This is a genomic window from uncultured Pelagibacterium sp. (genome assembly GCF_963972885.1).
Lineage (GTDB): Bacteria > Pseudomonadota > Alphaproteobacteria > Rhizobiales > Devosiaceae > Pelagibacterium > Pelagibacterium nitratireducens.
On the sequence record NZ_CAXAXY010000002.1, the window covers coordinates 1 to 22,461 of the forward strand.

Here is a 22,461-nt window from a genome sequence, read left to right on the forward strand (position 1 = left end):
GCTTGCGCAACTCTTCGGCGACAAAGAAGAAATAGTTGATGACGTGCTCGGGCGTTCCCTTGAAGCGCTTACGCAGCACGGGGTCCTGGGTGGCGATGCCGACCGGGCAGGTGTTGAGATGACACTTGCGCATCATGATGCAGCCAGCCGCGATCAGCGGGGCGGTGGCAAAGCCGTATTCATCGGCACCGAGCATGGCGCCGATCAGAACATCGCGGCCGGTGCGGAAGCCGCCATCGACCTGAAGGGCCACGCGTGAACGCAGACGGTTGATAACCAGGGTCTGATGGGTTTCGGCCAGACCGATTTCCCATGGGCTGCCGGCATGCTTGAGCGAGGTCAGCGGCGATGCGCCCGTGCCCCCGTCATAGCCGGCAATGGTGATGTGGTCGGCACGCGCCTTGGCGACGCCGGCGGCTACCGTGCCCACGCCCACTTCAGAGACCAGCTTGACCGAAATGGCGGCGTCGGGGTTGACGTTCTTGAGGTCGTAGATGAGCTGGGCCAGATCCTCGATGGAATAGATATCGTGGTGTGGTGGCGGCGAAATCAGAGCCACGCCCGGGGTCGAATGGCGAATCTTGGCGATCACCCAGTCCACCTTGTGGCCGGGGAGTTGTCCGCCTTCGCCGGGCTTGGCACCCTGTGCGACCTTGATCTGGAGCATGTCGGCGTTGACCAGATATTCGGTGGTGACGCCAAACCGGCCCGAGGCGATCTGCTTGATGGCCGAGCGCTCAGGGTTCATGGCGCCGTCAGCCAGCGGCTTGAAGCGCTTGGGGTCTTCTCCGCCCTCGCCGGTGTTGGACTTGCCGCCGATCTTGTTCATGGCCATGGCGAGCGTTGTGTGGGCTTCGCGCGAAATCGACCCGAAGCTCATGGCGCCGGTGGCAAAGCGCTGCACGATGGCTTCGGCGGGCTCGACTTCGGAGATGTCGACCGGTTCGCCGAGCGGCTTGATCTCGAACAGCGAACGGATGGTCAGATGCTCGGCGTTCTCGCCGTTGGCGGCGCGGGCGAACGCGTCATAGCGCTCCTGGGCGCTTTCGGGCGTATCGTCCTTCAGCCGCACTGCATGCTGGAGGTCGGCGATGGTGTTGGGGCCCCAGGCATGGGCTTCCCCACGCATGCGATAGGCGTATTCGCCGCCGACCTCAAGGCTCTTGCGCAACACGGCATCGTCGGAAAAGGCGAGGGTGTGGCGGCGCAGGGTTTCCTCGGCCACTTGTGCCAGGCCCACACCTTCGATGGTGGTGGCGGTGCCGAAAAAGAAGCGCTTGACGAATTCGGAGGAGAGCCCGACCGCGTCGAAAATCTGCGCGCCGCAATATGACTGGTAGGTCGAAATGCCCATCTTGGACATGATCTTGAGCAGACCCTTACCCACCGATTTGATGTAGCGGTAGATGACTTCGCCGGCATCGACTTCGGCGGGAAATTCGCCTTCGGCGTGCAGCGCAGCGAGGGCCTCGAAGGCCAGATAGGGGTTGATGGCTTCGGCGCCATAGCCGGCCAGAACGGCGAAGTGGTGCACTTCACGCGCTTCGCCGGTTTCGACCACAAGGCCCGAGGAGGTGCGCAGCCCCTTGCGGATCAGGTGATGGTGCACGGCAGCAGTGGCCAGCAGCGCAGGGATGGCGATCCGGTTTGCAGCGACCAGACGGTCGGACAGGATGATGATGTTGTAGCCGTTCTGGACCGAGGATTCGGCGCGTTCGCACAGCGCGTCGAGCGCGGCCTGCATACCGGCGGTGCCCTTTGCGGCATCGTAGGTGATGTCGAGGGTTGCGGTATGGAACTGGTTATCGGCCATGTCGCCGAGCGCGCGGATCTTTTCGAGATCCTCGTTGGTCAGGATGGGCTGACGCACTTCAAGGCGCTTGGTGGTCGAAAGACCTTCCAGATCGAACAGATTGGGGCGCGGGCCGATGAACGAGACAAGGCTCATCACCGATTCCTCGCGAATCGGGTCGATGGGCGGGTTGGTGACCTGCGCAAAGTTCTGCTTGAAATAGGTATAGAGCAGCTTGGGCTTGTCCGAGAGGGCCGAGAGGGGCGTATCGGTGCCCATCGAGCCGACGGCTTCCTGGCCCGTGGTCGCCATGGGCGCCCTGAGGACCTTGATGTCTTCCTGGCTGTAGCCGAAGGCCTGCAAACGGTCGAGAAGGCTCTCGGTGGTTGCTGGTGCCTTGGGTTCGGCTTCGGGCAGGTCCTCGAGCACGATCTGGGTCTTGGCGAGCCAGTTCGCATAAGGGTTCTTGCCGGCCAGAGCCTTTTTGATCTCATCGTCGGAGACGATGCGGCCCTCTTCGAGATCGATGAACAGCATGCGGCCCGGCTGCAGGCGCCAGCGCTCGACGACGTCTTCTTCAGGGATATCGAGCACGCCCGATTCCGAGGCGAGAACGACGTGACCTTCCTTTGTCACCAGATAGCGGGCCGGGCGCAGGCCGTTGCGGTCGAGGGTGGCAACGACGTAGCGGCCGTCCGAAAGCGACATGGCGGCGGGCCCGTCCCAGGGCTCCATCAGGGCTGCGTGGTATTCGTAAAAGGCGCGGCGCTCGTCATCCATCAGCGAATTGCCGGCCCAGGCTTCGGGGATCAGCATCATGGCCGCATGGGGCAACGGGTAACCGCCGCGCACGAGGAATTCGAGCGCGTTGTCGAAACAGGCGGTGTCGGACTGGCCTTCATAGGAGATCGGCCAGATCTTGGTGATGTCGTCGCCGAACTTGGGCGAGGCCACCGAGGCCTGACGGGCCGCCATCCAGTTGACGTTGCCGCGGATGGTGTTGATTTCCCCGTTGTGGATGGTCATCCGGTAGGGGTGAGCCAGCTTCCAGGACGGGAAGGTGTTGGTCGAAAAACGCTGGTGAACGAGCGCGATGGCGCTGTCGAACTGGGTGTCGTGCAGGTCGGGGTAGAACTTGCCGAGCTGGTCGGCCAGGAACATGCCCTTGTAAACGATGGTGCGGGCCGACATCGAGACGATGTAAAAGCCGTTGTCGCCCTGCACTTCGGGGATTTCGTTATAGAGCGTGTTGGAGATCACCTTGCGCGTTATCAGGAGCTTGCGCTCGAAGGCGTCGATGTCCTCGAGGCCTTCGGGACGGGCGACAAACATCTGCTCGATGATGGGCTGGGTGGCGATGACGCCTTCGGACAGTGCCGAGTTGTCGAAGGGAACGACACGCTCGCCGAGGATTTCGAGCCCCTCTGCGGCAATCGTCTCGCGTACGAGATCGGCGCAACGGTCGCGCAGGGCGGTATCGTTGGGATAAAAGATCATGATCGGGGCATAGAGCCCCGCATCGGGCAGGTCGAAATCGGCGACCTTGTTGAAAAAGGCATGCGGAATCTGGACGAGAATGCCCGCGCCGTCGCCCATGAGCGGGTCGGCGCCGACCGCGCCGCGGTGTTCGAGGTTCTCGAGGATTTCGAGCCCCTTCTGTACCACTTCGTGGCTCCTGATGTTCTTGATGTTGGCGATCATGCCGATGCCGCAGGCATCGTGCTCATTGGCCGGGTCATAAAGACCCTGGGCGGCGTTGCGTTTGGTCGCAGTGGTGCCCGGAAGTGCCGCAGCCGCCTCGATCAAATGCTTGTCCATTTCGCCCATATCAGGTCCTCGCCAAAGTTAACGGAAGGCAAGCCAATTCACCGTCCGTGCAGGTCGCTCGTTCGGGTCGTACAAGGATCAATGTACGGCTCGGGTGAGCAGACCGGTTTATTTACACTGGAGCGGCGCTGCATCCAAATGGCCGCTCAAATGAACCCCTATCGGGTTCCGCCGGGCCGCTCCTCCTCTTGATGGGCGGGCTTTGACCGGCGACACAGATCGGGCCGGGAGACGGTCGATGCTGCGATTTTCTGCCAAGACACTCCTTAGCACAGTCTCTGTGTGAAGGATTGCCTGTCATTTGTCAATAATGGACAGCAATGCTGCCCTAAAATTTGCGCGACACTCGCAGATTTTTTGCGCAGCGGCAAGTCCGGCCCGCCGATTTTAGGATGGGCAGACTAAAATGGCAAACGGGCGCGCCCGGTCAGGGGCACGCCCGCTCACAATGGAAAAATCCCGCCTTCTCTATTCGAGGTGGGATTTGATGAACCACAGATTCTTGTCGAGATCGCGCGAGAAGGCGGTCAGGATATCGGCGGCGTCGGCGTCACCGGCTTCATCGGTGGCGTCGATATCCTCGCGGACCTGATTGGCGAGCGCTGCGTAGCGTTTGGCCAGTTCGGTGAGGTGGTCATTGGTTTTGCGGATATCGGTGGGGTAGGCACCAAGCGTTGTCTGTTTGGCGACGATCTGGGAGGTGCCCAGGGCAATGCCGTCGAGCTGGGCAACGCGCTCGGCGATCACATCGACATGAGTGTCGAGGCTGGCGCGCATGGGGTCGAGCATTTCATGGATTGCAATGAAATCGGGGCCCTTGAGATTCCAGTGGGCCTGCTTGGTGATCAACGCCAGATCGATGGCATCGGCGAGGCGGGCGTTGAGGATGTCGATCACCACTTTGCGGGCATTGCCATCCTTGCCCAGGGAAATTGAGGGAGTGGCCATTTTTGAAAATTCCTTCTGCTGAAAACTGTCGGCTAATCAACACCGATGAGTGGTGTCGGGTTCCGTGGGCAAAAGAAAGGCGCGGTCCCTTTCGGAACCGCGCCCTGATGTCTGAGGGAAAGGCCGTTTAGTTGACGGTCTTGTCCTCGATGGTCTGGGGTGCGCTGGAAATCTCGATCTGGCGCGGGCGCTTGGATTCGGGCAGTTCGCGCTTGAGATCGATGTGCAGCAGGCCGTTTTCGAGCGAAGCGCCGGAGACCTCGACATGCTCGGCAAGCTGGAAGCGCAATTCGAAGGCGCGCTCGGCTATGCCGCGATGGAGGAATTCGCGCTTGTCACTGGCACCCGAGGCACGCGAACCCTTGACCTGCAGGTTGTTTTCCTTGGTCTCGATGGCAATGTCGCCAGACGAGAAACCGGCGACCGCGATGGTCACGCGGTAGGTATCCTCACCGGTGCGCTCGATATTATAGGGCGGGTAGGATTTCGCGTCTTCGGCAACCAGGGTGTCGAGGCGCGAGAACAGGCGGTCGAACCCGACGGTGGAGCGGTAAAAGGGCGAAAAATCAAGACGTTGCATTTTCAGTGTTCTCCTGAGTGTAGCAAGAACGTTTAGCTATGCTGCCGGGTCGGAGCTCCCATTTGAGGCGAGCGGTTTCCGGCGGCGTCCCCGGGTCATCCGGCGGACAGCGTAAAGATAGGAACCGCAAAATTGCCGTTCAAGAGGCGGAAAAATGCCCGGCTGAATTGAATATGAACGGGCCACTCAGGGAGCGGTCAGGCGGGGCGGGTTAGAAGGGTGCATGTGATGCCGGAAACGGTGTCATAACAAAGCGCAGGCGCCGTTCACCGCCCCCCGCAACGGCGTCTGCGCATCACTCTCGCGATGCATATTATTCCCGCGTGTCCGAACCGAAGAACCGGCAACCACCCCCGTTCAAGCCGGGGGCAGGCTTTTTTCTGGACACGCTTTGTAGTGCCTCGTTTACCCGGCCCCGCTATTGTCGCTGAGACGCCCAACAGACAATCGGTGCATATGGACGCGACGCCCACTGGACACGAGTTTGTCCACCTTGAGAACAATCCCATCCCCAAAGGCGCCCGGTCGGGCTTTTTTTCGACCAGCGACAAGGTTCGGCTGCGCTACGGCCTTTTCCCAAAACAGGGTGGTGGCGCGCGGGGCACGATCGTTCTGGTGCAGGGGCGCACCGAGTTCATCGAGAAATATTTCGAGACCATAGGCGATTTCCAGAAGCGCGGATTTGCCGTCGCCACATTCGATCTGCGCGGGCAGGGCGGGTCGGACCGGTTGATTGGTAATCGGCGCCACGGGCATGTGGAAAATTTCGACGACTACTGGACCGATCTTCACGATTTTCACAAGGGCATCGTCCTGCCCGACTGCCCGCCGCCCTATTATCTTGTCGGGCATTCGACGGGGGGACTGGTCGGGCTTCTGGCGGCAACGCGCGACCGGCTGATGTTTGATCGGGTGTTTTTGTCCTCACCCATGGTGAGCCTGCCGGGGTTGCCCTTTTCGCTCAAATGGTCGTCGCGGCTGGTCGATGCAGCACGGTTTATGGGACTGTCCACGGTGCCGGTGGGGCGGCGCGAGGACAAGGCGCAGACCGAAGCGGGGTTCGAGGGCAATCCGCTGACTTCGGACAAGGCCCGCTATATGCGCAGCGTGGAAATATTGAAGGCACGACCCGATCTTTCTATCGGGCTTCCCACGCTGGGTTGGATCGGATCTTCGCTGGCCGCAATGCGCCGGGCCAATGGGGACGACTTTCCATCACAGCTCAAGATCCCGGCGTTCATCTGCGCGGCGGCGCTCGATACGGTGGTCGATACCGGCGCGACCGAAGCTCTGGGGCTGCGGCTGCGGGCCGGGCATCATGTGATAATTTCGGGCGCACGGCACGAACTGTTCATGGAGACCGACGCCATTCGTGCGCAGGTCTTTGCCGCGTTCGATGCCTTTGTGACCGAACAGAGTGGTGATGAGCGATGAATGGTGCAAACGGAGCGAGAGGCTCGTGTCAGTGCGGCACGATAACATTTACCGTCTCCGGTCCCTTCGACAGTTTCTTTTTGTGCCATTGCAGCCGATGCCGCAAGGATACGGGCTCGTCCCATGCGGCGAACCTGTTTTCCTCAACGGCGGTTCTGGAATGGGTGAGCGGGGCCGACAGTGTTCGCACCTATCGTGTGCCCGGCACTGGGCATGAGAAGAGTTTTTGCATCGGCTGCGGGGCTGCCGTCCCCATTATCCAGATGAACGGCCAACTGCTGGTTGTGCCGGCGGGCAGTCTCGATACCGAGATCGCCATCGCGCCCACTGGTCATATTTGCGTTGGCGATGCGGCGGAATGGGACGAACAACTGTCCCAAGCGCCACGATTCGACGGACTACCCGGGCCGGGTTAGGCCTTTGTTCGGCGGTCTGAATGGCACCTTTTGGCTAGGGGCGTGTACTGTTCCCTACTCCAGCATCGCGTCGCGCAGGACGCGCATTGCTTCTTCGTGTAGCTGCTCGGTTGCGGCGGCGATGCAGGTGCCGCCCATTTCGGCGCGGCCGCCATCCCAGGTGGTGACGATTCCCCCCGCTGCCTCGATGATGGGGATCAAGGGGGCGATGTCGACATCCTTGAGGCCCGCTTCGACGACGAGGTCAATATGGCCGGAGGCCAAAAGGCAATAGGCGTAGCAATCGAGTCCGTAGCGAACCTGCAGGGCGCGGGCGTTCAGCTCAGTCCAGGCGGAAAGATGGGGCCCGGTGAACATGTCGGGGTTGGTGGTGCTGGTGCGGGCCTGTGACAGCCTGGTCACGGCGCTGACGGCGGCGGGAACGCGCGCGCCGTTATGGGTGTGTTCGAGCCTGCCGCCGACAGCCAGCCAGCGTTCGCCGGTAAAGGGCTGTTCCATGAGCCCGGCAATGGCCTTGCCCTGATAGGTGAGCCCGATCAACGTGCCCCAGACGGGAACGCCGGAAATGAAGGCTCTCGTGCCGTCTATGGGGTCGATGATCCAGTTGAACCGGGTCGTGGTGTCTTTTGTGTCCCATTCTTCCCCGATGATGCCGTGATCGGGGAAGCGGGCGGCAATCGCTTCGCGAATGCGGGTTTCGGCTTCCCGGTCAGCCTCGGTGACCGGGTCGAAACCGGATGAAAACTTGTTATCCACAGCAAGTTGGGTTCGGAACCGGCCTAAAGTCGAGGTTCGCGCGGCGTCGGCGCCAGCGATCAGGGTTTGGGCGATGGCCTCGTCGCTGAGACCGGCTGGTGACGAAATTGTCATGGACATCCAAAATCTTGCGGGAAAATGAGTGTAATCGGTTGCAAAACCGCTTCCTTAACAGTGGGTTTACAGAAGTGATTCCTTTTTGCAACAGCGCATGCCGATTGCATACATCATCCCTTTGGCGGACTTGCGCTTTGGTGAAATAAGGTTCAAACACGATATTGCATGATGGATTGGTGGTTCTTTCGGCTCTTGCCGTTTGTTTTGAACCGCCAATGTTTCCTCCCTTGACTTGGGCCGCCCAGAGCGGCCCACTCTTTTCCTTCTGTGGCCGCCCGGCGCGGAACACCCTTTTCCTTCCCCAGATATTTCGTGATTTATTCGGCGGCCAGTTGCGTGCGCGCCAGCGAAACCGCATCGAACCGCACCAGCGTTCCCAGAAGGGTTTCGGCAAGCTGCTGCATGGCTGAAAAGCCCTGATGCTTTTGCAGGGTCAATTCGTGCATGTAGAGGTGGCGGGAAAATTCGATCTGGATGGCGTGGATGCCATATTGGGGCCGGCCATAGGCGCGGGTCGTGTGTCCGCCGGCATAGGGGCGGTTGCGGGCGACTTTCAGGCCAGCGCCCGCGAACACTGCTTCCACAGTATCGATAAGGACCGGCGCACAGGTTGTGCCGTAGCGGTCGCCCAGCACAACGTCGGGAGCCAGACGGTCATTGCCGCGATTGAGGCGCGGCATGGAATGGCAATCGACCAGGACGGCCACGCCGAAATGGCCGAGCGTTTCGCTCAACAGGGTTTGCAGGGTCTTGTGATAGGGCTTGTAGATGCCCTCAATGCGCATAAGCGCGTCTTCGAGCGCCAGGCGCTCACGATAGATGGGGCGATTCTCCGAAACGATGCGGGCAATGGTGCCCAGACCCGCCGCGATGCGCGGCGAGGTCGTGTTGAAATGTTCGGGCAGGGGATCGCGGAACATCTTGGGATCGAGTTCATAGGGCTCGCGGTTCACATCGAGATAGGCGCGGGGGAAATTGGCGCGCAAGAGCGGTAGCCCCATATGGGGCGCGCGCCCAAAAATCTCGTCGACCCAAGCGTCTTCGGACTGGCGGATGGCCATTTCGTTGAGCCGGGAGAGTTTTAAGAACCGGGCGGGATAATCGCGGCCCGAATGGGACGAGTTGACGATTATGGGAGCAACCTGTCGCCTTGGGCGGATTGTTTCAAAGGCAGGTCTGTCGGAATAGTCTGATTGCACACCCAACCCCTTGATGGCGCGGTCGTTGAAATGCAAGTTTGCAACGCGGCAACGCGCTTGTCCACAAAAGCAAAGCGGGATGAGGCGATTGTGACTGTTGCATGGGCCTTAGCTTTCGTAAAACATGCGAATCAAGCCAGTTGCGGCTGGGACAAAGACACTGGGACCTTTCATGAGCCAATCGTTGAACCGGATTTTGCTGGCCGAAGACGACGCCGACATGCGTCGGTTTTTGACCCGGGCGCTCAAGAATGCCGGCTATGACGTGGTGGCGTTCGACAATGGCAAATCGGCCTATGAGCGGCTGCGCGAGGAACCCTTTACGCTGCTTTTGAGCGACATCGTGATGCCGGAAATGGACGGGATTGAACTGGCGCGGCGCGCCACCGAACTCGACCCGGATCTCAAGGTGATGTTCATCACCGGTTTTGCCGCCGTGGCGCTCAACCCCGACAGCGAAGCCCCCAAGGGCGCCTCGGTGCTCTCCAAGCCTTTCCATCTGCGCGAGCTGGTGGGGGAAGTGGAGCGGCTGCTCGCCGCTTAGGATCATCGACTTCTTCTGGCGGTCGCCTCCCTTTTCCCTATGCACCGCGCTGTCACCCCGGCCCCGCCGAGCCGGGCCGGGTATCCGCAGCGTCCGGGACGGAGCTGTCGGCTCTGCCACTTACTGGATCCCGGGTCTTCGCCCGGGATGACGACTTGGGGAAGGGCCGGTTTTGTATGCGTTTTCCAGCGAACGTATTTTGAGGCTGGGTCAAATGGCGATTTCAGTCGATGGCGCCTTAGGCAAAGTGCGTCACAAGAGCTTCAAATAACGGCAAAAACCTATTGACCGCGACTGGCGTTTTGTGGTGTATCCGCCCTGCGCTTCGCCTTTGGCGGGACGCGGATTTAAAGAAAGAGTGGGCGTATAGCTCAGCGGGAGAGCACTACGTTGACATCGTAGGGGTCACTGGTTCAATCCCAGTTACGCCCACCATTCTTTCTCACCGGCCTGTCCGGGACTGCCTTGCAAGCAAGGCGATTTTTATGGGCACCGTCGCAGTTTTCCGATGGATATGCCGAGCGGGTGTATAGCTCAGCGGGAGAGCACTGCCTTCACACGGCAGGGGTCACTGGTTCAATCCCAGTTACACCCACCATTTTTCCAGACTATCCGATTGCTCGTGGCCGGAGTCGCGCCAAGATGGTGCGGTGTCCGATCTTCCTGCAAATTGCTCTTTACTGGCCATGACAAAGTGAAGGCGGGGGCAGGGTGTGCTGTTGCCACGGAGCGGTTGGGAGATTGGGCTCGAGGTGCCAAAAAGCGCCTCGAGCCGTAAGGCGCTCAGTCCAGCACGATCTTTGTGCCGAGAACGTTGAGGCATTCGCGGATGAATGCGGCAAGCGCCGTCCAGCCTTTTGCCGAGACCATGTTGCCGTCGACAAGGGCTTCGGTGGGAGAGAGGTCCACATAGGTGCCGCCTGCCAGAATGACTTCGGGCTCACAAGCGCCCAGCGCACCGACACGTTTGCCGCGCACCACGCCATCGACGGCGATCAGGATCTGGACGCCGTGGCAGATGGTGAAGATGGGCTTGCCGGTTTCGTGAAAATGGCGAACCATGTCCTGAACGCGCTTGTCGGTTCGGATGTACTCGGGACCGCGCCCGCCGGCCGCATAGACGGCGTCATACTCGTTGAGATCGACCTCGGCGAACGTCTTGTTGAGCTGGAAATAGTGCCCGAGCTTTTCGGTATAGGTCTGATGCCCCTCGAAATCGTGGAGGGAGGTGGCAATCATCTGGCCTGCCTTTTTGTCGGGGCAGACCACATGGACGATATGGCCAACGGCTTCCATCGCCTGCTGGTAAACGTAGATTTCGTACTCTTCGGTGAACTCGCCGACGAGCATGAGGATTTTTTTGGCGGGCATTGTCCGTCTCCAGATAAAAACGCGTGCAGGGGAGGGCCGCGTGGCGGCCCTCCCGAAATCGATCAGAACGGCGAGTCAGGGAAATAGAACTCGTCGGCATTGTCGATGGTGATCAGCGGGGCATCGAGGATGACCTCCCCACGTACCGGTGCCTGGCCATTGAGATTGGCGGCGGTCAGATACATGGCCGTCTTGATCATCGAGGGCGGATAAGGGGTCGAGATCGGCGTGCGCGGATCTCCGGCCCGGACCATCTCGACAATATCGACCATACCATTGGCACCGAGCGCGAATTTGATGTCGTCGCGGCCGGCCTGGTCGATGGCTTCGAGCACGCCGAGCAGCATGTCGTCATCATTGGCCCAGACCGCATCGATATGGGAATATTTGGCAAGGTAGTCCTGCATCAGATTGAACGCTTCATCGCGATTCCAGTTGGCGTACTGGACGTCGAGGATGTTGATGTTGGTGCCCTCGAGGGCATCCTGGAAGCCCTGAATGCGTTCGTCATCGATGACGGTGGGAATGCCGCGAAGAACGACCACGTCGCCTTCTCCGCCCAGTTGTTCGGAGAGCCAGTTGGCGGTGTTGGCGCCCACGGCGACATTGTCACCGGCGACATAGAGATCCTGTATGCTGGGATCGGTCAGACCACGATCGACGACGGTTATGAAGGTGCCTGCGTTCTTGACCGTTTCGACGGGGCCGGTGAGCTCCTCGGACGTGAAGGGCAGGATGACCAGCGCATCGGGATCGCGTGAGGCCTGCAGATCTTCGAGCGCACCGACCTGGGCGATGGCCGAGGGCGAGGTGTTCACGACGACGTCGATATTGGGAAAGGCCTCGCGGATTTCCGCGGCAGCCGCTTCGGCATGATAGACAACGCCGCCAGTCCAGCCGTGTGTCGCGGCCGGAATGGAAACGGCCATGACCTTTTGCTCCTCCTGGCCAAGGGCTGGTGCCGCCGCGGCGAGCGCAGCGACACTGAGCAGCGTGAACATACTCAAATATTTCATGGATTGTCCTCCCTAAATGATGAGCCAAGCGTATTGGTGGAAGTCATGTGGCTCGATCATGACCGCCTGGAAAACCTCTGGATCAGCATGGCGACGATGATGATGACGCCCTGAACGGCTGCCACGAGGTATTCGGAAATGAAGTCGGAAAGCACCATGAGGTTGGCGATCATCTCGAGGATGACGGCCCCGGCGATGGTGCCCCAGATGTGGCCCTTTCCGCCGCGGAGCGCAGTGCCGCCAATGACCACGGCGGTGATCACCTGAAGCTCCCACAGCAGCCCCGTCGTCGGGGTTGCGGCCCCCAGGCGCGGCACATAGCACACAGCGGCAATGGCCACGCAGATGCCCTGTATCACGAAGGCCGTGGTGCGAATTTTTGCGACCGAGATGCCTGAAAACCGCGCGACCTCTTCGTTGGCGCCGACGGCGGCACATCGGCGACCATATTTGGTCTTGTAGAGGATGAATGCCCCGATCCCGGCAACGATCGCGCAGATGACGATGGGGATGGGAATGCCCAGGACATCGCCGAAATAGATGGGCCGGAAGGGATCGCGCAGAGAGCGGTCGATCGGGATCGTGCCGCCATTGGACATGAAGGTGATGAAGGCCCGGAAGATGCCCATTGTGCCGAGGGTGACAATGAACGGCTCGATCCTGCCGATCGTGACGATCAGGCCGTTAAAAAGCCCGCACAGCGCACCCACGCAGATCACAAGGGCTATGCCGGCCACAATGGCATTGGCGCCGAGGCTGGGCACCAGGGCATTCATGAACATGATCATGATGCCGGCGACAAATGCCGTCATGGCGCCGACCGAAAGGTCCAGCCCGCCCGAGGAGATGACGAATGTTGCACCCACGGCGATGATGGCGACGAATGTCGAGCGCGTAAGAACGTTGGATACGTTGGTGGCAGAGAGAAAATCGGGATTGATCAGCACGCCGATTATAGCCAGAGCCACAAGGGCGATGAACGGGCCCAGATCGAACCAGTTGATGCGCTTGAGTATCGGTTCCTGCCCGGGAACCGCAATAATATCAGTCACTTGGTATTTCCTCCCCCGTTTTCGCCGATCCGGTGTTGCTGGTTGCGGCGAGAACGACTGCGTCTTCTGTAATCTGGTCACCGGTGAGTTCTGCTGTGATCCGGCCGCTGCGCATGACCAGCACCCGGTCACACAGGCCAACGAGTTCCTGAAGCTCCGAGGAGATCACCACGCAGGCTTTGCCGGCGCCAACGAGCTTGTCGATGAAGGCGTAGATCTGCCCCTTGTTGCCGATGTCGATGCCGCGGGTGGGCTCGTCGATGATGACGACGTCGGGATCGAGCATCATGATCTTGGCGAGCAGAAGCTTTTGCTGGTTACCGCCCGAAAGCTGCCCGGCCGTAAGCTTCTTGCTGCGGACCCGGATATCGTATTTTTCGATGGCGCCATCGAGCTGTTGGCCTTCCAGCCGCTCGTCGGTGTAAATGGTGCGGTAGAGCCATGAGAGCGCCGAAAGGACAAGGTTGGGCGCAAGCCGTTCACCGAGCAGCAGGCCTTTGCCCTTGCGGTCCTCGGTGAGATAGCCGACCCCCAGCTCCATCGCATCGGCGACCGAGCCGATCCTGACCGGCTTGCCGCGCACCCTGACGGTTTTCACATGAGCCGGGCGAAGCCCCAAAAGGCCTTCGAAAACCTCGGTTCGTCCCGCGCCCATCATGCCGCCGAAGCCCAGAATTTCTCCGGGCCGGGCGCTAAAGGAAATGTCATGGGCAATAGTGGAAACCTGCAGCCCCTCGACCTCGAGCAGGGGAGGCTGGGTGGAGACACCGCGCCTGGGCGGGTAGAGCATCGAGAGTTCGCGCCCGACCATCATGCGGGCCATGTCTTGCTGGGTCAGTTCGGACGCCGGGTGCGTGCCGACCTTCTCGCCATCACGCAGAACGGTGATGGTGTCGGCCAGCGCCTGGACCTCGTCGAGGCGGTGGGAGATGTAAAGAACGGCGACGCCCTGCCGGCGCAGGCGGCGCACGATGTCGAGCAAGGTTTCCACTTCATTTGCCGTGAGTACGGCCGTGGGTTCATCGAAAATCACCAGCCGGTGATCTTCAAGCAACGCGCGGGCGATCTGGACCAGTTGCCGCTGTGCAATGGGCAGGGTGTTGACCGGGTCGCGCGGTGACGCCGTCGCGCCGAGCTCTGCAAGCTTTTCGCGCGCTATCGCCTCCATGCGCGCATTGTCGATGATCCCGTTCCGGGTCAATTCGCGGCCCATGAACAGGTTCTCGGCGACCGTGAGGTCGCCAGCGAGCAGGATTTCCTGGTGAACGAGCACGATGCCCGCGTCTTCGGCATCGGCGGGTTTGGAGAATTTCGCGGTATCGCCCAGATAGCTGATCGAACCGGCGGTGGGTTGGATATAGCCCGAGATCAGGCGCATCAGGGTCGATTTGCCGGCACCGTTCTCGCCGATGATTGCATGAACCTCTCCGGCGCGGATCTCAAGATCGACGTCGCGCAGCACCTTGATCGGGCCGTAGCTCTTGCCCAGCCCTGAAAGCGCGATCAGGGGCGTCGGCTGTACGCTATCGCGTGCCGATTGATCGATGCTGGCTGTGGCAGTCATTCGAACACCGGAAGGATTCTGTCGCGCGAGCGTTCGATGTGCACGCGCATGGCGCGTTCGGCGGCGTCGGCATCGCGATGCTCGAAGGCGGTAATGATCGCTTCGTGTTCGGCCAGCGCCTCTTCGGTCACGCGCGAATGGAATAACAACCGGAAGATGTGAAAGTGCACATGCTGATGGGCAAGGATGTCCCGCACCAGCTGATTACCCGCCTCCTTGAGAATAAGATCGTGGAAGATCGCGTCCTGGCGCGCGAACTCCGAATAGCGGGCGCGCTCGTCGGTCTTGTTGCTCCGTCCGGCCATTACGCCTGCCGCTTCTGTAAGCTCGGCCAGATTTGACCCGTCGAGATTGGCAACCAGCCGACGGGCCGCGTCAGGCTCAAGAAGCAGGCGAAGCTCGTAGAGCTCGGAAAACTGGCCGCGCGTCAGTTGGGGCGCGGCGCTATAGCCCATCAAGTGGGTCTTGATCACCAGGCCCTCGCCCTCGAGACGGCCAAGGGCCTCGCGGATCGGGGTCTGGGAAACGCCGAACTCGCGGGCAAGCGTGTCCACGGTGATGCGCGATCCCGGGGGGATCTTGAGCGCCATCAGCTGAGAGAAAATGGTGTCGTAGATTTCACTGGCAAGCCCCGCCGGACGGCGGATCGGCGATGTCGCCGGCTCAGTTGTCGATGCGGTGGATGGATGTTCTTGCGCCATGTTTGCCTCTTGACATTGAGCGACTGCTAACACGATAGTCTGCGATATGCAATCAGATATCCTATAGGATTTTTAGTATGAGGGTAATGGCGGCTCAGGCCCTGTCGCTTGCGACAGCGTTGCTCGAAGCCAGGGGCGCAGAGCCTTCTCATGCCCGGCTGCAAGCCGAGGTGCTCGTCGAGGCGGAATTGCGCGGCCACCCTTCGCACGGGCTGCAAAGGCTGCCGCGCCTTCTCGCGCGCATCGATCGAGGGTTGATCGCTCCCAATGCAACCGGCAGCCAGACCTGGGCCGGATCGGCCTTTCTTGCGGTCGATGGCGAGGCGGGGCTGGGCCCGGTTGTTGCCCATGCCGCAATCGAACAGCTTGTCGATCGGGTCGAACAGACCGGCATCGCCATAGCCGGCATTCGGGATGCAAATCATCTGGGAATGCTGGCCGTTTACGTGCAATCGATCGCCTGCAGGGGCCTGATCGGTATCGTGCTCACCAGCAGCGAAGCGCTCGTTCACCCTCATGGCGGTGACAAGGCGATGATGGGAACCAATCCGGTTGCCATCGGCATGCCGACCTCGGGCGAACCCTATATTCTCGATATGGCAACCAGTGTCGTTTCGATGGGCAAGATCCATGATTATGCGCTCAAGGGAGAGCCAATTTCCCAAGGCTGGGCCCTGGGGCCTGACGGCGCGCCGACCCTTGATGCGCAACGCGCCAAGTCGGGCTCGATCGCCCCTTTCGGGGGCGCAAAGGGCTACGGGCTGGGGCTGGGATTCGAGCTTCTTGTGGCCGGCATTGCGGGCACGCCTCCCGCTCCCGAAGTTCGCGGCACGCTCGATGCCGATCATCGCGCGAACAAGGGCGACGTCATCATCATCGTCAAGCCCGGCAGCGCAGGAGTTGGAGCGGCTGTGTCGGGGTATCTCGACATGGTGCGCGACAGCAAATCGGACGGTGGCACTGTCACAATTCCCGGCGACCGTTCGCGGCAGCGCCGGCAACACGCGATAAGCGAGGGTTTTGAGGTCGACCCTCGTGTTTGGGAGGAACTCGCTGCGGCGGGTTCAGGTATCCCGGCCTCAGTCAGGAAATCGTATCATGAATATGTTTAGCGCTCTGAGAGCGCCAAGGGAGATCGTCTTCGGCGCCGGACAAAGAGCGTGTCTTGCCAGGATCGCCCGGCAATTGGGGGAGCGGGTGCTTGTCTGTACGGACGCGCGTTTTGCTGCCGAGCCGGTCTTTGCCGAACTCATGGCGTCGCTCAAGGACGCCGGAATGGCGGTGGAGATCGAGGCCGGCGTTCTGCCCGATGTTCCGGTCCAATCCTGCTTGGCCTCGGCCGAGCGCGTGCGCGGTTTTGCACCCGATGTGGTGGTGGGCATCGGCGGTGGCAGTTGTATCGATCATGCCAAATGCGTTGCAATCCTTCTCGCGCACGGGGGCGAACCCCAGGATTACTACGGCGAGTTCAAGGTTCCAGGGCCGGTGCTGCCCATCATCGCGGTTCCCACAACGGCGGGCACCGGATCGGAGGTGACGCCTGTGGCGGTGCTTTCCGATGCCGAGCGCATAATGAAGGTCGGCATTTCCAGCCCCCACATCATTCCCACCGCCGCCCTATGCGATCCGGATCTAACGGCAAGCTGTCCAAAGTCATTGACCGCAATTGCCGGGGCCGATGCGCTGACCCATGCGATCGAGGCCTTCAGTGCAACCCGGCGCGTTGCGAGCGCGGGCATGGCTCAAGAGCGCGTGTTTATCGGTAAGTCCGCGATCACCGATCATTTCGCGCGTCTGGCCATACAGACGATCTTTTCCAGTCTTGAACGCGCCTGCACCCATGGCGACGATATCGAGGCGCGCGAGCAGGTCATGCTGGGCGCTCTCATGGCCGGTCTGGCTTTCGGCACGGCCGGCACGGCCGCGGCACATGCAATCCAATATCCCATAGGGGCGGTTACCCATACGGCCCATGGCGAGGGGGTGGCGTGCGTTCTGCCCTATGTCATGCGCTTCAATCTCGAGGCGGATCCGGAACCGCTGGCCGAAATCGGGCGGATGCTCGGGCTGCCGGGTTCGGATGAAATCGCGCTTGGCAATGCGGCGGCAGATGCCGTCGCGCGCCTTTTTTCAGCCATCGGCATTCCGCCCACGCTCGAAGCGCTGGGTCTGCCCCACGACAAGCTCGAATGGGTCGGCACCCAGGCGCTGGGAGTTTCGCGCCTGATCGACAACAACCCCCGCCGGATCGACGCCCCCGCCATGGCCGCGCTTTTGCAGGCAGCCTATAGCGGCGACCGTATCCGGCTCCAAAACGCCATCGCCTAGGAGTCCCTTCATGTCATCTGCAGTCGTTGAGTCATCGCCCGTGGGCATGGATTGCTCTGCCTACGCGCAAGGCCTTTATATCGACGGGAAATGGGTGCCCGGTGGGGGCATTACCGTCATCGATCCTTCGACCGGCAACAGCATCGCGGAGGTGTCCGATGCAACGGTCGGGGATGCACGCGCGGCCGTCGATGCCGCTGCGCGCGCTGCGGCCGGTTGGCGTGCCACCCCGCCGCGCCAACGCGCCGGGATCCTGATCAAATGCTTTGAGCTGATGATGCAGCGGCAGGAAGAGCTGGCCTATCTCATTGCGCTCGAGAACGGAAAGTCGCTCGTCGATGCCCGTGGGGAAGTCGCCTATGCAGCGGAATTTTTCCGCTGGTACGCCGAAGAGGGCGTGCGCATTTCCGGGGAGTTCATGACGGCGCCGGCCGGGGGCAACCGTATCATCGTGGATTACGAGCCCATCGGAATTGCGGTTCTGATAACGCCGTGGAACTTTCCCGCCGCCATGGCGACGCGCAAGATTGCGCCGGCGCTTGCAGCCGGGTGCACAGTGGTGCTCAAACCCGCCAGCGAAACCCCGCTGACCGCCTACGCGCTGGCGGCTCTTTATTCCGAAGCGGGCATTCCCGACGGCGTCGTCAACGTCATCACCACCACCAATCCCGGGCCGGTCACCGCTGCAATGCTCGAGGATGCGCGGGTGCGCAAACTGTCCTTTACCGGTTCGACACCGGTCGGTCGCCTGCTGCTTGCCCAAGCCTCAAAGACCGTGCTGAGCTGTTCGATGGAGCTTGGCGGCAACGCCCCCTTTATCGTGTTCGATGATGCCGATCTCGAAGCTGCGCTCGATGGCGCGATGTTGGCCAAGATGCGCAACGGGGGTGAAGCATGCACGGCAGCCAACCGTTTTCTCGTTCAAGAGGGTATCCATGACCGGTTCGTCGAGAGGCTGACCGCGCGCATGAAGGCGCTCAAGGTCGGTCCGGGAACGGACCCGGACACCGGCTGCGGGCCGATGATCACGCGCAAGGCGGTGGACAAGATCGAGGCGCTGGTCGCCGAAGCCGTCGGGCGCGGCGCCAAGGTGGTGCTGGGCGGCAAGGGGCTCGACCGTCCGGGCTATTATTATCCGCCAACGGTCATGGTCGATGTTTCTCCCCATGCGGAAATGGCCAGGGACGAGATTTTCGGCCCGGTCGCGCCGGTCTATCGGTTCAAGACCGAGGACGAGGCCATCGCCATGGCCAACGATACCGAGTATGGGCTGGCCGCCTACATCTATACAAAAGATATCCGGCGGGGCATGGCCGTTTCGTCACGGATCGAATCGGGCATGATCGGGCTTAACCGCGGGCTGGTTTCAGACCCGGCCGGGCCGTTCGGTGGCGTCAAGCAAAGCGGGCTCGGGCGCGAAGGATCGCACCATGGGGTGATCGAGTTCATGGAAGCAAAATACATAGCCACGAGCTTTTGATGGCGGAACCCGACTATTTCCGCACGCGCGATCACGTACCCGATTTCGACGATCATGTTGCCCGGTATCGTGCGCGCAGCAGGCAGACGCGGGCTGGTCTGCCAAACCGCTGCGATGTCAGATACGGGCAAGGAGAGAACGCCAGCCTCGATCTTTTCTTTCCGATGGACAGGGGAGGACCGGCGCCGATCCACCTGTTCATCCATGGCGGGTATTGGCGCATGTTCGACAAGTCCGATTTTTCGTTCGTTGCCAATACAGTTTGTGGCGCCGGAGGGATCGCGGCCATCATGAACTATGATCTGATGCCCCATATCCGGCTGGAGACCATTGTCGGGCAGGTGCGAGCATGCGCGGCCTGGCTGGTCGCAAACGCGGGCTCGTTCGGGGGCGATCCGAAGCGTCTGAGCGTCTCAGGCCATTCGGCCGGCGCACATCTGAGTTGTTTTCTGGTCAGCAAAGACAGTCCGGTGCGCCCGAGTGCCATTCTGGCGCTGAGCGGAATTTACGATCTTGCGCCCCTTTGCCACTCGTTTCTTCAGCCGGATTTGAAGTTTACCGATAGCGAAATCGCCCGGTTCTCACCGCTCAGTATGGATATCGCGGGGCCCGGAGAGATCACCTTGCTGGTTGGAGACGCCGAGACCCCACCGTTCCATGAGCAGGCCCAGGCGCTGAGGACAAAATTATCGAATGAGGGATGTGCCGTCTCGTTCGAAGCGGTCGAGACGGCGAACCATATGAGCATTGTGGCTCAACTGGAAAGCCCCGGGACGCGCCCGGGACGGTTCCTGTCCGCGATGATTTGTTGATCGGCCTTCAAACGCCATGGGCCTAACGCGTTTCCAGAGGGCCTACCAATTGGTGAAGGAGCCATCCCTGCGGCGCAGATGCGGGGGTTCGGAATATTCGAACGCGGCGGCCTTGAGATAATCCTCGTTGACCTCGACGCCCAGACCGGGGGCCTCGGGCACGATGTAGTGGCTGCCGTCCATTTCGGTCTGAACAGGGAAGATATCCCTGTTGTCGAACCCCAGATCTTCCACCGGGCTCATGCGGCATTCGAGCCAGGAAAAGTTCGGCACGACGGCGGCCATGTGAACCGAGGCTGCCGTGCAGATCGGCCCGAGCGGATTGTGCGGCATGAGGTCGACATAATGGGCCTCGCACCAGCCTGCCACTTTCATGGCCTCGGTGAACCCACCCACATTGCAGATGTCGATGCGGGCATGCTGGAGAATGTCGCGCTCGAGATAGGGCATGAACTGCCATTTGGACGAGAATTCTTCGCCGATTGCGAAGGGCACCTCGGTCATCCGGCGCAGCGATTCGTAGGCCCCCGGTGCCTCGTCGCGGATTGGCTCTTCGAGGAAATCGAGCGTGCCCTGTCCGAGTTTCTGGCAGAACGAGGCGGCTTCGGCCACGCTGAGGCGGTGATGATATTCCACACCGAGAATGGCCGCGTGGCCCAGTTCGGCGCGTACGGCCCGGACCCAATCGACGGTAGCGGCGATCGATTCACGCGGTTCATAGACCGTTTCGGCTTCCTGGAATCCGCCCAGCAGGCGAATGCAGTGCCAGCCGGCATCAAAGGCGATCCTGGCCTTTTCCACCATCTGGGGACCGGGGTCGGCCGGAACCGTTGCAAAGGCGGGAACGCTCTGACGCGCGCGCCCGCCCAGGAGCTGATAGACCGGAACGCCGAGCGCCTTGCCCTTGATGTCGTAGCACGCAATGTCGATGGCAGAGATGGCGGCTGCGAGGACGCGCCCGCCTTCGAAATACTGGCTGCGATAGAGCTCCTGCCAGATCCCTGCGGTCTGCATGGGATCGCGGCCGATCAGGAACTCGGTGAAATGCTCGATGGCACCGACGACGGCCTTTTCGCGGAAGGAAAGGCCGGATTCGCCCCACCCATGGATGCCCTCGTCGGTTTCGATCTTGACGAGCAGTTGGTTGCGAACGCCTACCCAGACCGGATACGCCTTGATTGCCGTTATTTTCATTGATGTGTCTTCTATTCTTCTTGTCGGTTGGGTTGGCACGGCCGAGAGCGGCCTAGTTGAGAAGGTTCGGAAGCCAGGTCGAGAGTTCGGGGACGAAAACCAGAAGCAGAATGGCCGCGATCTGCGCGATCAGGAACGGCACAAGGGCTTTAAAGAGTGGCGAGAGACCGATATTGCCGATCTTCATGAGCACGAACAAAACCACTCCAAAGGGCGGTGTGATCAGCCCCATGGCGAGGGTCAGGATAATGACCATGGCGGCTTGAATCGGGTCGATCCCGAGCTGGGTTATCGTGGGCATGAGCAGAGGCACGAAAATGATGAGTGCCGCGCCGATATCGAGGAACATGCCCAGGATCAGCATCAGGACGACGACCCCGATCAGAAACAGGGTCGGATCGCCGCCAAAGAACGGCACCATCGCCGAAACGAAGCTCGAAATGCCCAACAGGTTCAGCGCGTAGGACAGGATGGCAGCCGCCGCGACCAGAAAGTAGATGGTCGCAGTGACCCGCGCCGAGACCACGACGGCGCGCCAGACATCGGCGATCGAGAGCGAGCGGAAGATCACAAGACCCAGGACGAGCGCCACAAATACCGCGATGCCGCCACCCTCGGTGGCGGTAAAGGCGCCAGTGACCATGCCGCCGACGATGACCACTGGCAGAATGGCAACGATTGCGCTCTCGATCAGCAACCGCGGCATCTGCTTGCGCTCGACCACGATCGCGGATTTGGGCAGGCCCCTGGTCATGGCGGTGACAAAGACCACGGCGACGCATGCAAGGCCCATGATCAGGCCCGGGATGACACCGGCGAGAAACAGATCGACGATCGAGAGCCCGGAGACCGCTGCCATGATGATGGCGAGGCCGGACGGGGGAATGATGGGCCCAACGATCGAGGACGAGGCCGTGACCGCAGCGGCGTACTCCTTGGTGTAGCCTTCTTCGGGCATCACCTTTAAAAAGAACCGCCCAAGGGCGCTGGCGTCGGCGACCGCCGAACCCGATACGCCGGCAAACAGGACTGATGCGGTGATGTTGGTATAGGCGGTGCCGCCGGGTATGCGTCCGATCACGAGCGAGGTCGCGCGCACGATCCGGTCGGTGATGCCGCTGATGTTCATAAGCTCGGCGGCCAGAATATAGAACGGCACGGCCAGGAATATGAAGCTGTCCACGCCGCCGAAAAAGCGCGTGATGATCACCTGGGGCGGAATGCCGAACTGCCAGATGCCGAACGTGCCGGCCAGGCCAAGGGCGAAGGCGATCGGGATCCCGAAAATGAGCAGCACAAAGGATATGGTTGCAACCCAGGCCATTGGATC

At 61.0% G+C, this 22,461-nt stretch carries 19 protein-coding genes and 2 tRNA genes; 9 read left to right on the forward strand and 12 right to left on the reverse strand.

Going from position 1 to position 22,461, the window contains the following annotated elements:
* From gltB to AACZ55_RS00435, 3 genes are all read right to left on the reverse strand, one after another.
* On the reverse strand, positions 1 to 3,610 hold a 3,610-nt coding region (gene gltB / locus AACZ55_RS00425), incomplete at its 3' end, for a glutamate synthase large subunit (RefSeq protein WP_339641837.1).
* Positions 3,611 to 4,087: 477 nt separating this feature from the next.
* Positions 4,088 to 4,567: a DNA starvation/stationary phase protection protein Dps gene (gene dps, locus AACZ55_RS00430; RefSeq protein ID WP_339641840.1), complete on the reverse strand. Its 480-nt coding sequence runs from the start codon at positions 4,565 to 4,567 to the stop codon at positions 4,088 to 4,090.
* A gap of 127 nt (positions 4,568 to 4,694) precedes the next feature.
* Entirely contained in the window at positions 4,695 to 5,147 is a 453-nt protein-coding gene (locus AACZ55_RS00435; protein WP_338609264.1) for an Hsp20 family protein, read from the reverse strand.
* Between the two features lie 456 nt (positions 5,148 to 5,603).
* Here AACZ55_RS00435 and AACZ55_RS00440 point away from each other — a divergent pair, with 456 nt between their 5' ends.
* Both AACZ55_RS00440 and AACZ55_RS00445 read left to right on the forward strand, forming a co-directional pair.
* The gene (locus AACZ55_RS00440; RefSeq protein WP_339641844.1) at positions 5,604 to 6,581 is read left to right on the forward strand and encodes an alpha/beta hydrolase; all 978 of its coding nucleotides are present in this window, start codon (positions 5,604 to 5,606) and stop codon (positions 6,579 to 6,581) included.
* Positions 6,578 to 6,997 (forward strand): GFA family protein, encoded by a 420-nt coding sequence (locus tag AACZ55_RS00445; protein WP_339641847.1) that lies wholly within the window; start codon positions 6,578 to 6,580, stop codon positions 6,995 to 6,997. Before AACZ55_RS00440 ends, AACZ55_RS00445 begins: the two co-directional genes overlap by 4 nt.
* A 54-nt stretch (positions 6,998 to 7,051) precedes the next feature.
* On the opposite strand, the gene hisN is transcribed toward AACZ55_RS00445, so the two are convergent.
* Both hisN and AACZ55_RS00455 read right to left on the reverse strand, forming a co-directional pair.
* Entirely contained in the window at positions 7,052 to 7,873 is an 822-nt protein-coding gene (hisN, locus tag AACZ55_RS00450) for a histidinol-phosphatase (protein ID WP_339641850.1), read from the reverse strand.
* Between the two features lie 314 nt (positions 7,874 to 8,187).
* A complete protein-coding gene (locus AACZ55_RS00455) occupies positions 8,188 to 9,069 on the reverse strand; it encodes an N-formylglutamate amidohydrolase (protein ID WP_339641853.1) in 882 nt (293 codons plus the stop codon).
* A gap of 172 nt (positions 9,070 to 9,241) precedes the next feature.
* On the opposite strand from AACZ55_RS00455, the gene AACZ55_RS00460 reads away from it, so the two are divergent.
* The 3 genes from AACZ55_RS00460 (at position 9,242) to AACZ55_RS00470 (ending at position 10,211) form a co-directional block, all read left to right on the forward strand.
* The gene (locus AACZ55_RS00460) at positions 9,242 to 9,613 is read left to right on the forward strand and encodes a response regulator (protein WP_014131860.1); all 372 of its coding nucleotides are present in this window, start codon (positions 9,242 to 9,244) and stop codon (positions 9,611 to 9,613) included.
* 360 nt (positions 9,614 to 9,973) lie between these two features.
* Positions 9,974 to 10,048 (forward strand) — tRNA-Val (locus AACZ55_RS00465).
* A gap of 88 nt (positions 10,049 to 10,136) precedes the next feature.
* Positions 10,137 to 10,211 (forward strand) — tRNA-Val (locus tag AACZ55_RS00470).
* A 185-nt stretch (positions 10,212 to 10,396) separates the two neighbouring features.
* Here the strand turns inward: AACZ55_RS00470 and AACZ55_RS00475 are convergent.
* The 5 genes from AACZ55_RS00475 to AACZ55_RS00495 form a co-directional block, all read right to left on the reverse strand.
* Complete coding sequence (locus AACZ55_RS00475; protein ID WP_338609275.1) at positions 10,397 to 10,984, reverse strand: DJ-1/PfpI family protein; 588 nt, start codon at positions 10,982 to 10,984, stop codon at positions 10,397 to 10,399.
* A 62-nt stretch (positions 10,985 to 11,046) separates the two neighbouring features.
* Positions 11,047 to 12,000, reverse strand: coding sequence for a substrate-binding domain-containing protein (locus AACZ55_RS00480; protein ID WP_338609277.1), 954 nt, complete (start codon positions 11,998 to 12,000; stop codon positions 11,047 to 11,049).
* Between the two features lie 56 nt (positions 12,001 to 12,056).
* A complete protein-coding gene (locus tag AACZ55_RS00485; protein WP_339641980.1) occupies positions 12,057 to 13,043 on the reverse strand; it encodes an ABC transporter permease in 987 nt (328 codons plus the stop codon).
* Between the two features lies 1 nt (position 13,044).
* Positions 13,045 to 14,616 (reverse strand): sugar ABC transporter ATP-binding protein, encoded by a 1,572-nt coding sequence (locus AACZ55_RS00490; protein WP_339641856.1) that lies wholly within the window; start codon positions 14,614 to 14,616, stop codon positions 13,045 to 13,047.
* Entirely contained in the window at positions 14,613 to 15,317 is a 705-nt protein-coding gene (locus tag AACZ55_RS00495) for a GntR family transcriptional regulator (RefSeq protein WP_339641859.1), read from the reverse strand. Before AACZ55_RS00495 ends, AACZ55_RS00490 begins: the two co-directional genes overlap by 4 nt.
* A 77-nt stretch (positions 15,318 to 15,394) precedes the next feature.
* Here AACZ55_RS00495 and AACZ55_RS00500 point away from each other — a divergent pair, with 77 nt between their 5' ends.
* From AACZ55_RS00500 to AACZ55_RS00515, 4 genes are read left to right on the forward strand one after another with little or no spacing between them, the layout of a single operon-like run.
* Positions 15,395 to 16,429: an Ldh family oxidoreductase gene (locus AACZ55_RS00500; RefSeq protein ID WP_339641862.1), complete on the forward strand. Its 1,035-nt coding sequence runs from the start codon at positions 15,395 to 15,397 to the stop codon at positions 16,427 to 16,429.
* A complete protein-coding gene (locus AACZ55_RS00505) occupies positions 16,416 to 17,645 on the forward strand; it encodes an iron-containing alcohol dehydrogenase (RefSeq protein ID WP_339641865.1) in 1,230 nt (409 codons plus the stop codon). The genes AACZ55_RS00500 and AACZ55_RS00505 overlap by 14 nt, the downstream gene beginning before the upstream one ends.
* 46 nt (positions 17,646 to 17,691) lie before the next feature.
* Positions 17,692 to 19,125 carry an NAD-dependent succinate-semialdehyde dehydrogenase gene (locus AACZ55_RS00510; RefSeq protein ID WP_339641983.1) on the forward strand — a complete coding sequence of 478 codons (1,434 nt, stop codon included), beginning with the start codon at positions 17,692 to 17,694 and terminating at the stop codon, positions 19,123 to 19,125.
* On the forward strand, positions 19,125 to 19,937 hold the full coding sequence (locus AACZ55_RS00515; RefSeq protein WP_339641868.1) for an alpha/beta hydrolase: 813 nt from the start codon (positions 19,125 to 19,127) through the stop codon (positions 19,935 to 19,937). The genes AACZ55_RS00510 and AACZ55_RS00515 overlap by 1 nt, the downstream gene beginning before the upstream one ends.
* A 42-nt stretch (positions 19,938 to 19,979) precedes the next feature.
* Here the strand turns inward: AACZ55_RS00515 and AACZ55_RS00520 are convergent, their stop codons facing one another.
* Both AACZ55_RS00520 and AACZ55_RS00525 read right to left on the reverse strand, forming a co-directional pair.
* The gene (locus AACZ55_RS00520; protein ID WP_339641871.1) at positions 19,980 to 21,131 is read right to left on the reverse strand and encodes a mandelate racemase/muconate lactonizing enzyme family protein; all 1,152 of its coding nucleotides are present in this window, start codon (positions 21,129 to 21,131) and stop codon (positions 19,980 to 19,982) included.
* A 52-nt stretch (positions 21,132 to 21,183) separates the two neighbouring features.
* Positions 21,184 to 22,455: a TRAP transporter large permease gene (locus AACZ55_RS00525; RefSeq protein ID WP_338609287.1), complete on the reverse strand. Its 1,272-nt coding sequence runs from the start codon at positions 22,453 to 22,455 to the stop codon at positions 21,184 to 21,186.
* Positions 22,456 to 22,461: the final 6 nt, after the last annotated feature.

Excerpts from the sequence above, each read along its gene's own strand:
- AACZ55_RS00520 (WP_339641871.1), bottom strand. The coding sequence starts at position 21,131 with ATGAAAATAACGGCAATCAAGGCGTATCCGGTCTGGGTAGGCGTTCGC.
- AACZ55_RS00460 (WP_014131860.1), top strand. The coding sequence starts at position 9,242 with ATGAGCCAATCGTTGAACCGGATTTTGCTGGCCGAAGACGACGCCGAC.
- AACZ55_RS00515 (WP_339641868.1), top strand. The coding sequence starts at position 19,125 with ATGGCGGAACCCGACTATTTCCGCACGCGCGATCACGTACCCGATTTC.
- hisN (WP_339641850.1), bottom strand. The coding sequence starts at position 7,873 with ATGTCCATGACAATTTCGTCACCAGCCGGTCTCAGCGACGAGGCCATC.
- AACZ55_RS00500 (WP_339641862.1), top strand. The coding sequence starts at position 15,395 with ATGAGGGTAATGGCGGCTCAGGCCCTGTCGCTTGCGACAGCGTTGCTC.
- AACZ55_RS00475 (WP_338609275.1), bottom strand. The coding sequence starts at position 10,984 with ATGCCCGCCAAAAAAATCCTCATGCTCGTCGGCGAGTTCACCGAAGAG.
- AACZ55_RS00525 (WP_338609287.1), bottom strand. The coding sequence starts at position 22,455 with ATGGCCTGGGTTGCAACCATATCCTTTGTGCTGCTCATTTTCGGGATC.
- AACZ55_RS00490 (WP_339641856.1), bottom strand. The coding sequence starts at position 14,616 with ATGACTGCCACAGCCAGCATCGATCAATCGGCACGCGATAGCGTACAG.
- AACZ55_RS00435 (WP_338609264.1), bottom strand. The coding sequence starts at position 5,147 with ATGCAACGTCTTGATTTTTCGCCCTTTTACCGCTCCACCGTCGGGTTC.
- AACZ55_RS00480 (WP_338609277.1), bottom strand. The coding sequence starts at position 12,000 with ATGAAATATTTGAGTATGTTCACGCTGCTCAGTGTCGCTGCGCTCGCC.
- AACZ55_RS00505 (WP_339641865.1), top strand. The coding sequence starts at position 16,416 with ATGAATATGTTTAGCGCTCTGAGAGCGCCAAGGGAGATCGTCTTCGGC.
- AACZ55_RS00440 (WP_339641844.1), top strand. The coding sequence starts at position 5,604 with ATGGACGCGACGCCCACTGGACACGAGTTTGTCCACCTTGAGAACAAT.
- AACZ55_RS00445 (WP_339641847.1), top strand. The coding sequence starts at position 6,578 with ATGAATGGTGCAAACGGAGCGAGAGGCTCGTGTCAGTGCGGCACGATA.
- AACZ55_RS00495 (WP_339641859.1), bottom strand. The coding sequence starts at position 15,317 with ATGGCGCAAGAACATCCATCCACCGCATCGACAACTGAGCCGGCGACA.
- dps (WP_339641840.1), bottom strand. The coding sequence starts at position 4,567 with ATGGCCACTCCCTCAATTTCCCTGGGCAAGGATGGCAATGCCCGCAAA.
- AACZ55_RS00510 (WP_339641983.1), top strand. The coding sequence starts at position 17,692 with ATGGATTGCTCTGCCTACGCGCAAGGCCTTTATATCGACGGGAAATGG.